We start from the raw sequence: 13,689 nt of genomic DNA, 5'->3' as shown, positions 1-13,689 counted from the left end.
ATTCGGCTCATGTCCGAAGCCTTGGAGGCCCGGGACGAAGGCAATTTGGAGTTGGCGCGCGAACGGTTGCAGCGGTTGTTGGAGTTGAATCCAGGCAATCCGGGATTGGAGCGGTTGTTGGAGAATGTGGAAGCCAATATCCAGCGCCGCGCGGCGGCCCCGACGATCGACCTTACGACTCCCGGCGCACCTTCGGCTCCAGGTCGGACGGCCGACCCCCAGCAGCGACGCGAGTGGGAGATTTTCGCCGATGAGGCACGCGCCTACCGCGGGCTCGCTGAAGAACAGGCCGCCAATGGGAATTTCAATGACGCGGTCAGAACTTTGGAAATGGCCCGCCGGGAACTGCCGCAAGTTCCAATGACCGAAGACCTGCATCGGCAACTTCAGGAAGACAAAGCCAATCTTTATCTGCAATGGGCCCGCCATCAGTTGAACCAAAACGATCTTGAAGGCGCCCGTTCTTCCCTCGACTCTTATGCCCGGCTCGCACCGGACGCCCGCCGAGCCGACCGCACCGCGCGCGCTCTTGAGCGTGATCTCATGAGCCCCGCCCGCCTGCCGATCGAGGAAATCAGTCCCCGTTTCGTCGAGGAGCGGGAAGAAATCCGGAACATGCTCCGGACCGGTCGCGCTCAGTTCCTGAACGGTGACCTGATGGGGGCGGAACACACCTTCCGTCAAGTCGAGGCGATGGACGCCTACAATTCGGAAGCCAAAGCGATGTTGGCTCGGATCGCGGAAACCAAACGCGCCCGCAACCATCTCGATCGGACTAAAACCCGGGAGCAAATGCTCGAAGAAATCGGCGCTTCCTGGCAGCGTCCTCAAATCTACGTGGAACGTCCCGCCGCCGTGGAAGAAGCTCCTGAGCCTTTGCCCCTTGAGCGGAAGCTTAACGAGATTCGCATTCCCAGCGTCAATTTCACCGGAGTTGAATTGAGTCGGGCGATCACGACCCTGAGTCAGGTTTCGCGGGAGTATGATCCGGAAGGCGTCGGAGTCAATATCGTCCCGATGGACCCGGAACGCAGCGAACCGTTGGTTCACATGAATGTCACCGATCTTTCGCTGAAGCGGATTCTCGACCTTTTGGTCGACTCGGTTCGCTTTCAGTATGAGGTCGAGCCGGACGTGGTTATCGTCCGTCCAGGGGTCCGTCGTCGTCCTGACCTGCTGACTGAGAATTTTCCGGTCTCCTCCGCCACGATTCAGCGGATGATGGGCCGAGCTGCTCCGGCCGCAGCTCCTGCTGCCGCCGAAGTGGATGATCCGTTCGCCGCGCCCGCCGCACCCGCGCCTCAAGCTGCCGGTGGCGGTGGCGGTGGTGGGGACGCTTCTCGCGGATTGCGCGATTTCCTTCAACAAGCGGCCGGGGTGGACTTCTCGGTCCCGGGAAGCAGCTTGATCTATGACGGCACCGATGTCTGGGTGACTCAAACTCCTCGCAACATCGAGCGCATTCGCAATGTTTTCCGTCGCTTGACTGACGTCCGCCAAGTCGAAATCGAAGCGCGTTTCCTTGAAGTCGCCGAGAGCTCGCTCGACGAACTCGGGTTCAGCTGGGATGTCATGTCCCCGGGGGGCAACGTCCGGTATCAAACGCAGAACCGCACCTTGGCCGGTGCTTTCGCCGGAACCCAGGCCGCCAGCCAGATCCGTTTTGGAAATCTCACCTTCCCGGTCACTCCGCCGACCATTCCTGGCGGACCGGCCCTTGGCGGTGGCGCGGGTAGCATCGCGGTGATCGATGGCTCGGTCGACGGATTCGACGTGAACGCGACCGTGAGAATGCTCTCCCAGCGCACCGGTTCCGATTTGTTGAGCGCGCCGAAATTGACCGTTCTTTCGGGCCACCAAGCGACCTTTAACGTCGCCCAGGAAATCCGTTATCCGGATTCCTACGGGGATACGCAGAGCGATGTCGGCCGGGGTGGAACCGGTGACGCCGGAGCCGCCGGGGTGACGATCACTCCGGGAACACCGCAAGACTTCCAAATGCGCCGGGTCGGTGTGGAGTTGACCGTGACTCCGACCGTGGAGCAGGACAACAGCGTCACGCTCGACTTGAATCCGCGGGTAACCGAGTTCGAAGGATTCGTGGAATTCGGGGGCGTCGGCCTCGCGATTTCGGGCGGCCAAGTGGTCACCATTCCTTCCGGATTTTATCAACCGGTGTTCGCCACCCGTGAGATCAACACCAAGGTCAACATTTGGGACGGCGCGACGATTGTCATGGGCGGTTTGACCCGTGAGGAAGTGCGCCGGGTTGACGATCGCTTGCCGATCCTCGGCGACATTCCAGTGGTCGGTCGTTTGTTCCGTTCCCAGGGCGAAGGCAGCCAAAAGCGGAACCTCCTGGTGTTTGTGACCGCCAACCTGGTCAGCCCGGGTGGATCGCCGATGCGCCAGCAGTTGCGCAACGTCGAGCCGGGCGCGCTCTTCCAGAACCCGACCTTGGTAATGCCTTCGGGTGCGATCAGCCGCGAAAAGCGGGAAGAGTAAAGATATTGGATCTTTCGAGAGCCCTCGCCGAACACCGCGGCGGGGGCTTTCTTGTTTAACAAGAGTGATGGGGAACGCGATATGGGGAAATGGCTGGTAATTGACGGATACAATTTGGTTTTTCGGGCTTTTCATGCGATCCCGCACTTGTCACGAACCGATGGCTTTCCGACCAACGCGCTCCATGGATGGGTGCGAACCCTTTGGCGCCTTTCCGATCAAGAGAATCCCGACGAGATGCTGGTGGTTTTCGATTTGGGGGATGACGAAAAGAAATTAGCGCTTTTGCCCGGATACAAGGCCGACCGGACGGAAATGCCGGAGGAGCTCCGGCAGCAAGTACCCGTGATCAAGGAGTTGACCCGCCGGATGGGAGCCGACCTGGTGGAGATCTCCGGGGTGGAGGCGGATGACATCATCGGGAGTTACGCGGTGGCCCTGGCGCGTGATGGGCATGAAGTGTGCATTGTCAGTGCCGACAAGGATTTTGCCCAGTGCGTGAACGAACATGTCTGCATGATGGCTCCACCGCCTCCGGGCAACGCCAAGGCGGGTTGGAGGCGGATTGACGCGGACGGTGTCCGGATGAAGTTCGGAGTCGATCCTGGGCAAATCGCCGACTATCTCGCGTTGGTCGGTGACACGATTGACGGAATTCCCGGGGTTCCGGGAGTCGGTCCCAAGACCGCCGCGAAGTGGCTGACGGATTACGGTTCCGTCCAAGGGATTCTCGACCATGTCTCGGAGTTGAAGCCCGAGCGGTTTCGGGAGAAGGTTGAAGAGGAGCGGGCTAATTTGGCGAGGAACCTCCAGTTGACCCGCCTCGATTGCAATGTTGACCTGCCTCCCTTCCAGCGAGGGAGCGTCGACCGTGAGGGGTTATTTGCCCTGTTGGAGGAGCTCGAAATGAGGACGCATCTCAAGGAGGCCCAGCGCCGGTATCCCGAACCCGATCTGTTTTCCGGGCTCGATGGTTGATTCCATTCGACCTGGGATAGCCGCAAAAAGGCGCAAAATACTCAAAAAGAGAGTTAATTGAAGGAGCCAGGTTCACCGGATGGCTTGGATCGGTTTCCTAGTCGCATCGCAGTCTTTTTTCCTGGATTTTGTGCCCTTTGCGCTTTTTGCTTCGCCATCTTCGCTTTCGCTACGTCGCGGCTATTCTCAAGTGCTGAATGGGTCAACCCATGGGATCGGTTGCGATTTTCCGGTGTGCCGCTCGGTCTAATGGCCCAAGGGGTCCGAGGTGCCCAAGGAATTTGTTCCGCGCGGCGGAGGTGAACTCCCCGTATTGACAGCGTAACGCCCTCCCTCTTAACTCGCACTTTTCCAAACAAACGATCTTTAACTATTATGCCGCAAGCCAACGACCTCCGGAAGGGAAACGTCATCAACTACAACAACGATCCGCATTTGGTTCTCGAAGTGCAGCATCGCACCCCCGGTAATCTGCGGGCCTTCGTGCAGGCCACTATCCGGAACTTGCGCAACGGAAAGAGCAACGCGGTCCGTTTCTCCAGCACGGAGAGCGTGGAAGTCCTCACCACCGACCAGCAGAAGCTCGAGTTCAGTTACGAAGATCGGGGCGTTTATTATTTCATGGATCCGAGCACCTTCGAAACGGTGGAGCTCCCGGACGCGTTGATTGCCGACGCCAAGAACTATTTGGTTCCGACCGCGGAGGTCGAAGTCTTGTTGGTCGACGGCAATCCCGTTGAAGTCCGCCTTCCCGCTTCGGTTAACCTTAAAGTCACCGAGTCCCCGGAAGGTCTTCGGGGGGATACCGCCAGCAACGTCCAAAAGCCGGCCACGGTCGAGACCGGATTAGTGGTCCAAGTGCCCTTGTTCATCAAGGAAGGCGAGGTCATCAAGATCAGCACCAGCGACGGCAGTTATATGGGGCGGGCCTAGGCCCGTCATCCGCGGCTGATCGCCGCGGACGGTTATGATCGACGCCTACGCAGCTTTCAACGAACAATTTCCGTGGTTGTTCCGGGTGTTCGCCTTCGTCTTCGGGGCGATTGTCGGAAGCTTCCTGAACGTATGCATTTACCGGATACCGGCGGAGCGGTCCGTGGTCACTCCCGGTTCGGCCTGCGCGTGCGGCAAACCGATCGCCTGGTATGACAATCTTCCGATCATCAGTTGGCTTTTCCTACGCGGGAGAGCCCGTTGTTGCGGGCGATATTTCAGTGTCCGGTATCCATTTATCGAATTTCTCACCGGACTGCTGTTTTTCTTTTGCTGGTGGTTCTTCCCGCCACTGGTGGCCCTGTGCGGAATGGTTTTTTGTGCGATTCTGGTTTGCGCGACGTTTATCGATTTCGATCATATGATCATTCCCGACCGTTTCACCATTGGCGGTGCGGTGGTCGGGGTTTTGCTCGCTTTCATGGTGCCTCAGTTGCACGGGTTCCAGTCCGAAATCGCTTTGATCGACAGTTTGCGTTCCGGTTTGGCGGCGATCGTCGGGCTCCTTATCGGTTCGGCGGTGGTCCTTTGGATCGCATTGTTGGCCGAAATCGTGTTGAAGAAGGAGGCGATGGGTTTCGGGGATGTGAAATTTCTCGGGGCGATCGGAGCGTTCACTGGGTGGGAGGGAGCGATTTTCGCCATTTTCGGCGGCGCGGTTTTCGGCACGGTTGGCCTGGTGGTCGCGATGCTCCTGCGTCCCATGTTCCGCGCGAAGAAACCGGACGGTCCAGAGGATGAACAGGACGTGGCTTTGGGACGGATGGTGCCGTTCGGGCCGATGCTCGCGCTGGGAGGGTTGCTCTATTTTCTCTTTCTATCCCCTTGGGTCGACGCTTATTTCGCCGACGCCGCTTTGCTTTTTCAGGGCGCATTGTGATTGCCACCCTGTTTTCTCCGTAATGGAAAACCGGAGACAACGGTTTCGTTCGCTTTGGATTTCATCGAAGGCTTGACCCTGTGCAGGGGGCTGGTATGTTATTCCGTCGGCGGAACCGTCTTCCTTTCGCGATCTAAACCATATTACGCCCAAATCTGGGTTAACAACGATCGGCGGGGCACCGCTGCAAAACCTATTATGATGTTGAAAAAAATCAGACAAATCGCATCCGTGGCCGTCGTAGCTGCGGCATTCTCCGTTTCCGCTTTCGGGCAGGCCCCCGCAATGCAGGAGCAACCGGATGAAATCGATCAGTTGGCAGCGATGGTCGGGCTGACCGAAGAACAGCAATCGGAATTGCGGTCCTTGGTAGACGAGATCACTCCGAAACTCGAAGAATTGCAGAACCAGGCCCACGTTGTTCAGCAGGAACTTCAGGAAGCGGCGGGCGCCGATTTCGACGAGGCGGAAATTAGACGCGGGGCGGCCAAGCTTGGCGAATTGACCGGGGAGATCACCGCTCTTTCATTGATTCTTCAGTCAAAAGTGGACGCTATATTCACGGACGAGCAACGGCAGCAACTCGAAGACATGCAGCGTCAGCAACAGCAGCAGCAACAGCAAATGATGCAGCAGCAGTTCCAGCGGCAGATGGAGCAGCAGCAACAGCAGCCGCAGCCTGAGCAATAGACGATTTTGGGATAAATAGTGTGTTATCGAGCGGGCCCGGTCCAGAAATGGATCGGGCCCGTTTTGTTGTCGATGCAGGCCTGACGGTCGATTTACCGGCGTTCGTTCCAGACCTGACTGGAAAACTGATCGGTCACATGCGCTTCTTCGTCGGGATTTAAAGCCGGCCACGGGCGTTCCTCGGCTTCGACGGAAAGTGTCTCGGCGATCCGGAGGGTGAATTGGGCCGCGAATCGGTCCCAATCGAGGCCGGGCAACGGGAGGCGGGCCACCGATCCTTGAAAAAGGAGGCCGTTTTTGTTTCGTTTTAAGGCGGCGCCTGCGACTTTCGTCCTGCTCGGCCGGTGGATGACGTCGTGCGGTTCGGCTTGGATGAAACAGACTCCCAGCCCGGAGGAGGCTTCGGGAAGGGACTCTTCTTCGGGTTGCAGAATGACGTCCTGGTCCTGGTCAAGAAGGGCGTCGCGGAGGGCTTGGTGAACGAGATAGTAGGAGAGGGGAGCGGGTTCCCGGTAAAGGGAGTGGATTTTGGGAATGACCAAGGCGTAGGTCCAATCGGCGGCATGGTCGACGATGCCACCGCCTGTCGGACGTCGGCAGAATTCCCGCTCGCCGGGCGGAAATCGGGGGGTCACTTCGTTCCATTTCTGGCTGTAGCCGAAGGTGACGGCCGGGTTGCGCCAGCCGTAATGCCGCAGGCGGGCCGCGTCCGGTTCCGGGTAACGTTGGAGCAGGAGGAAATCGACCGCCATGTTTTCGGCCGCGCCCCCGGTCCGGTCGGGAAGCAAGTGGAGAAGGGTTCCCGATCGGCCGTTCATTGGCTGTGATACCAGGTGCGGAAGGGAACCGGCACCTTGAACGTGTCGAGTTGTTCCGAGAAGGGTAGCGGGCGGGTCTTCAACTTTCCGGCGAGGAGGCCGATGTCGAGCGTCAGGTTGGCCGGGCGGCCGGCGAAGGCGGGATTGTCCCGAATGCGGGTCCGCTCGATCAAGGTCGGCGGGAGTTTGAAGTGATCGAGGATTTGTCGGCCGATTTCGTGGCGGGTGACGGTTTCGGCGCCGGTCCAGTGGTAGGTGCCGAACAGATCGTTTCGCTCCGCGATCTCGACCACGACCTCGGCTAGATTCGAGGCATGGCACGGTTGGCGGAATTCATCATCGAACAGCGGTGTTGTCTCGCCGGCGGCCCATGCGGCGAAAAGTTTCTCATGAAGGCTGCGCCGTCCGCGGAGACTGTTGCCGGTAAGAAGAGTGGTGCGGAGAATGGTCGCGAACTCGGGGGCGTGTTTCGCGACCAGCCTTTCCGCCTCCAGCTTTTGCCGGCCGTAGGTGGAGGTGGGGGAGGTCGGGGAATCGGGGGCGTAGTTTTGGTCCTGCCCGTCGAACACCATGTCGGTCGAAAGATGGATCAGCCGCGCGCTGAGATGGTGGGCCAATTTGGCCAAGGTGTGGGGGAGGCGGACGTTGATCCGTTCGGAGTCTTCCGGAAGGTCGTCGCACTTCGCCGGCTCGGAAATGGCGGCGGCATTGATGATGACTTCCGGAAACTCGTCAAGGAGGGCGTTCACTGCGGCGTGCTCGTCGCGGAGGTCGATTTGAAGGTATTTGGCCAAACCTGGCGGTGGTGTTTCTACCGTGTGACCGACGCCGATGACGGAGTGCCTGCGGCGGCGGGCGACTTCGGCGATGGCGGTTCCGGCGAGGCCGGTGGCTCCTGTCAGGAAAATCAGCATTCGATGAAGGGAAACGGAGGTGTTTTCGCCTCAATCCGCCGGTTGTTCATCCCGGGTCCGGAGCGTCCGTTCGATCCGGACGAGAATCGCGCCGAACGCCAGGACAAGGGTCCAGGTGGTCAGAAAGGCTACGTTATGAAAGGTCAGGCTGGCGAGGCCGAGCAAGAGTCCGCTAACGGATCCGAGGAGCAGGAAACCGATCAACGGATTTTCAAAGACGCGACGATCAAAGTAGTGCCGGAGAAGAACCCCCCCGGTCAAAAGGAGGAGCAGAGTTCCGATGATTCCGAATTCGGCGGGAAGGCGAATCCAGTCGCTGGAGGCGAATTCGGCGTCCTGTGGGGGCGAAGTGACGGGGATGTCGTGGCGTTGGGCAACTTCCGCATAGGCGATGGGGAAACCGCCGGCCCCCCACCCGAAGAGCGGGCGTTCCCGCAGCATGGCGCCGCCGACCGCCCAGCCGTTGTTCCAATCGGCGGCTGTCGCAATCCCGGGAATCGGTTCGTCTGCTCGGCCGACGGGCGTCAGGAAATCGTCGGCGATGCTTCGACCGATCCAAGTGCCGCCCAGAGTGGCGATGACGGCGACGGCGAACAAAAGGATTTTGCGACTCAGGTAGGCGTTGGCCGTCAATTCGCGGTAAGCGATGTGGGCGAGGAAGGCGACCATCAGTCCCCCCGCGAGGGCTGCCGCGGTCAACGACGAGGAAAAAATCGCCATCAAGGTGAGGATCAATCCGATGAAGACAAAAAGACCGCTTGGATTGGAGCGTTTGAAGGTGCGGCGCGATTGGGCGAAATGATGTGCGGCCAGGCCGAGGGAAGCGGCGAGAACGAGAACCAGATAGGCAGCGCCTTGCCAATGGTAGGGGAAGGTGGCGAAAAATTTGTCGGTCGCCGGGGTATGGAAACCGAGAATGGCGCTCTTGTTTTTGAAAATCTGGTAGAAGGCGATCGCGGCCAACGCGGCGCCGTTGATCGAAGCGGTTCCCAGGAGGACCAGGACGGATTTCCGGCGGGTGATGCCGATCCAGGCGGCGCAGAGGGCGGCCAAGGGAGTCCCGAGAATCAGGAGCCAGCGGAACGGCCCCGACCCGCTTCCTTCCACCCCGGCGGGAAGCCATGAGAGGTGGTCGGATTCGGTGAGCAGGCGGAATTCTTCAGTGCCTTCGACCTTCCAGGCGGTGTTCAGTCCCTGGATCAGGACCAGCCCGAGGAGAAGGCCTCCGAGCCAGAACCCGGGGAAGGTGAGCAGGCGCTTGAACTGGCCGGAGCTCGTGATGGAGTGGGTGTTGCCGTGCCGGGGCAGAAGGGCGGCTCCGAGGGCGGTCATCGCGATGAATGCGGCGATGGCCTGGGCCGGGAGGTGGGTGGAGCCGAGCGACCAGGGAAGCATGACCAGGAGAAAGGCGAGGATGCCGACCAGCAGTTTCTCGGATTCATGCAATTGCATGCTCGGAATGTTGCGGCGCTCCCAATCGTTGCGGGCGGCGGTTTTCTCGGACGACCGCCGGGAGCGGCGGTTGGAGGACTTGCTTGGCATGAGGATCAATGAATTACGCCGCCGCCGGACTGTGGCGGCCGGCCCTGGGAGGGGCGAGGGGTCTCGGTGGCGATGAAGGAAACGAACATTCTGTCGGGGATTTGAATGAAAAGCTTTAAAACCGTCAAATTTTATGAGTGAAAATATGGGCCCGACCGACGGCGGAAGCGGAAACCACTTGAGCCCGCCTCGCCGGATGGCGTCCTGATTATGAATATTATTGATCTTGTGCAGAAGCCGGTGCTGACCCAACCGGTCTACGAACCCGGAAAGCCGATTGAAGAGGTTGCGCGTGAATTGGGGTTGAATCCGCGGGAAATCATCAAACTTGCCTCGAACGAAAACGCGTTCGGTCCGTCCCCCCGGGGAATGGTGGCGGCGATGAAGGCGTTGGAACAGGCGCATCTCTATCCGGACGGCGGGGCGTTCGCCTTGCGTCACAAGCTGGCGGAGAAATTGGAGTTGCCGCCGAACCAGGTGGTGGTGGGGAACGGGTCGAACGAAGTCCTGGAGTTGCTCGGGCACGTTTTTTTGGGACCCGGGGACGAGGCGGTGATGGGGACGCCGGCTTTCATCGTCTATAAGTTGGTCACTCTTTTATTCGGAGCGAAGCCGGTGGAGGTTCCCCTGCGGGATCACCGGCACGACCTGGACGCGTTGGCGGCGGCGGTGGGCCCGCGGACGAAGATGGTATTTCTGCCGAGTCCGAACAATCCGACCGGCAGCGCCAACTCCGCCGAGGAAATCGTGAAGTTCGCCCGGGAATTGCCGGACCATGTGGTCTTCGCTTTCGACGAGGCTTACGCGGAATACCTTGAAACGCCGCCGGATTTGCGGCCCCTGATCCGGGAAGGGCGGAAGATCGTTTGCTTGCGGACCTTCTCAAAAATTTACGGTCTGGCCGGATTGCGGGTCGGTTACGGGTATTGCAGCGAAGAGATGGCCGCCTTGTTGAACCGCGTACGGGAGCCGTTCAACGTCAATGCCCCGGCCCAGGCAGCTGCGGCGGCGGCCTTGGACGACACGGAGTTTTTGGAGAAATGTCGGGCGGGAAACCGGGCCGGACTGAAGCAACTGGGGGAAGGATTGGCCCGGTTGGACGTCGAATACGTCCCGAGCGAGGCGAATTTCCTGCTGGCGCGCGTCGGGGACGGCCAGGCTGTCTTCCGGGAGCTCCAGCGGGCCGGGGTGATCGTGCGGCCGGTCGGACCGTATGGGTTGCCCGAATACGTCCGTATCTCGGTGGGAACCGAGGCGGAGAACCGGCGTTTGTTGGAAGCTCTGGGAGGAGTGTTGCCCAGGCTCCGACGATGATCGCTCGCGCGGATGGCCTCGACGGAAGGCCGCGAGTTTCGGGGCCGATCGGCCAGTCGCAGTGAGAAAATTTGAAAAATGAACCCGATTGTAATGGAGCTTGCCCAGTCCCTGGTCCTGGTGGTCGGTTTGATCGGGTTGAACGCCCTGTTGGTGGCGGCCGATTTCGCCTTGATCCAGCTGAATTTCAATCGGCTTGAGGCGCGGGAGACGGACGGTCGGGATTTGTCCGGGGTGGTGACCTCCTTGTTGACCGATGTGAATCAGAGTTCGCGGGTGATCCGGCTCGGGATCAATCTGACCACTGTCGGGCTCGGATTCGCCTTGATCCAGCCGCTCCGTTTGATGGCGGAGTCTATCCCGGGGGAAAACATGGCCAACGCCGCGGTGGTGGTGGCGGTTTTTCTGGCGGTGTTGGTCCATTTCCTCGCGGGTGAGTTGGTGCCGCGGGCATTGGCTTTGAGTTATCCGAGACCGGCGGCCCGGGCCGGCGCCGTGCCGGTTCATTTGCTGCGGCTGTTCTTGGGGTTGGTGGTCAAAGGCCTGGCTCGGTTGTCGAAACTCCTCTTTCGGGCGTTGCGGATCGATGCGGAGCTGGAGACCAATTTGCTCGACGTCGAGGTGCAGATCCGGTCGCTGTTGCGGGGGGGAGAGGATGTCTCCCCGATCATGGGAATGATCATCCGCAACACGATCAATCTCCGCAAGCGGGTGGCCCAGGATATTTTATTGCCTCGAAACCGGATCCAGTATTTCGACGTCACCGATTCGAACGCGGTGAACCTGGAGATCGCCCGGAAAACCGGTCACACCCGGTTTCCGCTCTGTGAAGGGGATCTCGACCATTGCATCGGACTGATCCATATTAAGGACATTTTCCGCTATTCCGGGGATTGGCATCAAGTCGACCTGCGGAAATTCCGGCGGGACATTCTGCGGTTCTCCCCGGACGACCCGCTCGATGTCGTGTTGCAGCGACTGCTGCGTCAGCGGTTCCACATGGCCTTGGTGCAGGACGAGTTCGGGGGGGCGATCGGAGCGGTGACTCTGGAGGACGTCTTGGAGGAACTGGTGGGGGACATCCAGGATGAATTCGATCGGGAAGAGGTTCAGATCAAACCGACACCGGAAGGGGACTTCGTGGTGGACGGTTTGGCGCCGATTCACGATGTGGCGGAGGCGCTGGGAGTCGAAATCGACAACGCCGAGGTCTCCACCTTCGGCGGTTTCATCACCTCGGAACTTGGGCGGATGCCCAAGGAAAACGCCAGTTTTACGCTCGGGCGACTCGAAATCCGGATCACCGGGGTCGACGAGAAGCGAGTTCGCTCGGCCCGGGTCCGGGTCCGTTCGGAGGAGGGCGAACCTACGAGTGATTGAGCCGAAGCTCGTCCGGCCCCATCATTTGTCGAATCGAGCGGAGAAGTTCCTCGCGTTGCGGGAGGAAGAGGAATTGGTCGGCGCGTAGCAGCATCGACGATTCCTCCAAAAGCGAGCGGGGCGGTTTCCGCATGGTGAGAAGTTTGTTGATATTGTTGACCAGATCCTCGGTTCGGCCGGCCTCCAGGTCGAGCCGGATCAGTTCGGTCAACGCCGCTTGGTTGAGCGGGTCGGCCCGGTGGGCGTGCATTACCACCCGGCGGGCGAGATCTTGACGGCCCAGTTTAACCAGACGTTCGGCGGTGATCATGAAGTTGGCCGGCCGGACGTTGCGGGCGTTGAGAAGGCGGGTGAGATGCATTTCCCCGGTGTCGTTGTTACCAAGGCCGAGATAGGCGGTGGCGTAGATGGAGTCGAGAACCGCTTCGAAGCGTTCTCCGAGGGCTTCGTCCTCGCGGGCCTGCCCTTCGAGAAAACGGATCGCCTCGCGGAATTGGCCGGCGGTCAGATGGGCCTCGGCCATGAGAATCGCCGGCATTTGCAGGGCGAAACCATTGCGGTCCATGGTTTGGAAGACCCGGCGGGCCAATTCGACGTCCCCGGCGAACGCGGCGAATTCGCCGAGACCAAGAAGTGCTTCGGTGTCGGTGCCGAAATCCCGGAACAACCGCTCGACACCCTGACGGATCTGAGCTTGTTCGCCGGCTTCGTGGTGGGAATAGAGAAGAGCGATTCGCGGAGCGGCGTTGAGCGGGAAATTGATCTGGCGCATCACCGCGTAGTTATGGGCGCGGGTGGGGTTGCCGAGCTCCCGGAAATAGCGGGAAAGGAGAATGTAAACTTCCTCTTGATCGATCAATTGGTCGGCCAGGATTTCCAAGCGTTGGACGGCGGCTTGCCGGTTGCCCCGTTCCCAATCGATTCTAGCCAGGAGGATACGTCCCTCGGCGTTATTGGCCAGATCGTAGCGGGTCAGCAAGTCTTCGGCCTGGTCGTAGCCGCCGCGGTGGAAATGGGCGGTGGCCGCGGCCAAGGCGGTGATCTGATGACGGGGGACGAGAAGCGGTTCGCCGACGAGGATATCGCCCGCGATCTCGATCACGGCGTGATCCTCCTGGGTGGCGATCAGAGTCCGGAGGGTGGTTCGAAGGTAGTTCACGTTATCTTCCGCGTAGGGTAGGCCGTTGCGCAAGAGACGGGCGGCGAGATCGCGGCGCCCCTGGGCGGAATGAAGCTCGGCCAGGACCAGCCGGGCTTCGAGGTTTGAAGGGGATTTGGCGTGGCCGACCCGAATCATGTGGATCGCCTCCCGGAATTCTCCTTCCTCTAAAAGCGCGAGCCCCCGCTCGATGAATTCTTCGCCCCACGCGACCCGATAGTCGTCCCAACGCCATGGGAAAACGATATCGACGTAGCGGCCGCCCTGGAAGTCCCTGGCCTGTTGGACGAAGATCATCACCGCCAGGGCGGCTGTCATCCACCCGGCGAGGGCCAACGCTCCGAGGGCGACGAGGATCCGACCGAGAACCGGACGGAGGACGACCTCGCTGTGCTTATTGCGTTTGTATTTGAGGAAGCCGAATGCGGCTTCACCTTTTTTAAAAAAACTTGCCATAGGATGGGTGCTTGTTGAGGATTTGGCTGACGGGCACTGGAAGGAAAGAGTTACCAATAA

At 60.0% G+C, this 13,689-nt stretch carries 11 protein-coding genes; 7 read left to right on the top strand and 4 right to left on the bottom strand.

Going from position 1 to position 13,689, the window contains the following annotated elements; genetic code table 11:
- Positions 1–9 precede the first annotated feature (9 nt).
- The 5 genes from ACWUI2_RS00905 to ACWUI2_RS00885 all read left to right on the top strand — a co-directional run bounded on the left by ACWUI2_RS00905 (position 10) and on the right by ACWUI2_RS00885 (position 6,046).
- The gene (locus tag ACWUI2_RS00905; RefSeq protein WP_486980983.1) at positions 10–2,505 is read left to right on the top strand and encodes a type II secretion system protein GspD; all 2,496 of its coding nucleotides are present in this window, start codon (positions 10–12) and stop codon (positions 2,503–2,505) included.
- A gap of 51 nt (positions 2,506–2,556) precedes the next feature.
- On the top strand, positions 2,557–3,483 hold the full coding sequence (locus ACWUI2_RS00900; protein WP_486980982.1) for a 5'-3' exonuclease: 927 nt from the start codon (positions 2,557–2,559) through the stop codon (positions 3,481–3,483).
- Positions 3,484–3,858: 375 nt separating this feature from the next.
- Positions 3,859–4,416 carry an elongation factor P gene (efp, locus tag ACWUI2_RS00895; RefSeq protein ID WP_486980981.1) on the top strand — a complete coding sequence of 186 codons (558 nt, stop codon included), beginning with the start codon at positions 3,859–3,861 and terminating at the stop codon, positions 4,414–4,416.
- 34 nt (positions 4,417–4,450) lie between these two features.
- Positions 4,451–5,356: a prepilin peptidase gene (locus tag ACWUI2_RS00890; protein WP_486980980.1), complete on the top strand. Its 906-nt coding sequence runs from the start codon at positions 4,451–4,453 to the stop codon at positions 5,354–5,356.
- Between the two features lie 198 nt (positions 5,357–5,554).
- Positions 5,555–6,046: a Spy/CpxP family protein refolding chaperone gene (locus tag ACWUI2_RS00885; protein ID WP_486980979.1), complete on the top strand. Its 492-nt coding sequence runs from the start codon at positions 5,555–5,557 to the stop codon at positions 6,044–6,046.
- A gap of 92 nt (positions 6,047–6,138) precedes the next feature.
- Here ACWUI2_RS00885 and ACWUI2_RS00880 read toward each other — a convergent pair whose 3' ends face one another.
- The 3 genes from ACWUI2_RS00880 to ACWUI2_RS00870 are packed head-to-tail and all read right to left on the bottom strand — an operon-like array spanning position 6,139 to position 9,320.
- A complete protein-coding gene (locus ACWUI2_RS00880) occupies positions 6,139–6,864 on the bottom strand; it encodes a lipoyl protein ligase domain-containing protein (protein ID WP_486980978.1) in 726 nt (241 codons plus the stop codon).
- Positions 6,861–7,778: an SDR family oxidoreductase gene (locus ACWUI2_RS00875; protein WP_486980977.1), complete on the bottom strand. Its 918-nt coding sequence runs from the start codon at positions 7,776–7,778 to the stop codon at positions 6,861–6,863. Before ACWUI2_RS00875 ends, ACWUI2_RS00880 begins: the two co-directional genes overlap by 4 nt.
- A 30-nt stretch (positions 7,779–7,808) precedes the next feature.
- A complete protein-coding gene (locus tag ACWUI2_RS00870) occupies positions 7,809–9,320 on the bottom strand; it encodes a hypothetical protein (RefSeq protein WP_486980976.1) in 1,512 nt (503 codons plus the stop codon).
- A 210-nt stretch (positions 9,321–9,530) separates the two neighbouring features.
- On the opposite strand from ACWUI2_RS00870, the gene hisC reads away from it, so the two are divergent.
- Together hisC and ACWUI2_RS00860 are read left to right on the top strand one after the other, a co-directional pair.
- The gene (gene hisC, locus ACWUI2_RS00865) at positions 9,531–10,634 is read left to right on the top strand and encodes a histidinol-phosphate transaminase (RefSeq protein WP_486980975.1); all 1,104 of its coding nucleotides are present in this window, start codon (positions 9,531–9,533) and stop codon (positions 10,632–10,634) included.
- A gap of 78 nt (positions 10,635–10,712) precedes the next feature.
- Entirely contained in the window at positions 10,713–12,014 is a 1,302-nt protein-coding gene (locus ACWUI2_RS00860) for a hemolysin family protein (RefSeq protein WP_486980974.1), read from the top strand.
- Here the strand turns inward: ACWUI2_RS00860 and ACWUI2_RS00855 are convergent.
- Positions 12,001–13,629: a tetratricopeptide repeat protein gene (locus ACWUI2_RS00855; RefSeq protein WP_486980973.1), complete on the bottom strand. Its 1,629-nt coding sequence runs from the start codon at positions 13,627–13,629 to the stop codon at positions 12,001–12,003. The genes ACWUI2_RS00860 and ACWUI2_RS00855 overlap by 14 nt on opposite strands.
- Positions 13,630–13,689 lie beyond the last annotated feature (60 nt).

The organism is Verruconatronum alginivorum (genome assembly GCF_056590205.1).
This window is presented reverse-complemented; position numbering and strand designations above follow the sequence as displayed.